This is a genomic window from Paenibacillus sp. 32352 (assembly GCF_002042965.1).
GTDB lineage: Bacteria > Bacillota > Bacilli > Paenibacillales > NBRC-103111 > Paenibacillus_S > Paenibacillus_S vulneris.
Genome location: NZ_MZNT01000063.1, coordinates 1 through 308, shown reverse-complemented (window position 1 = coordinate 308; position 308 = coordinate 1). Strand labels below are relative to the sequence as shown.

2 tRNA genes are annotated in these 308 nt (G+C 52.3%); both read right to left on the bottom strand.

From position 1 onward, the window contains the following. Position 1: 1 nt before the first annotated feature. Positions 2–74 (bottom strand) — tRNA-His (locus B1728_RS35595). Positions 75–92: 18 nt separating this feature from the next. Further along, positions 93–168, bottom strand: a tRNA-Thr gene (locus B1728_RS35590). Positions 169–308: the final 140 nt, after the last annotated feature.

Sequence of the window (308 nt, the reverse complement as noted above, 5' to 3'; positions counted from 1 at the left end):
GGGCGATCGATGGGACTTGAACCCACGAGTGCTGGAGCCACAATCCAGTGCGTTAACCCCTTCGCCACGACCGCCATATTAAATTGGAACAATGGTGCCGTCGAGAGGACTTGAACCCCCAACCTACTGATTACGATTCAGTTGCTCTACCGATTGAGCTACGACGGCAAAATATTATACTAATGCCGATGTCACAGTCTCTTCGATTACCTCTGATCTAGCTACCATAACATAAATGGCGGAGCCGACGGGATTCGAACCCGCGGTCTCCTGCGTGACAGGCAGGCATGTTAGGCCTCTACACCACG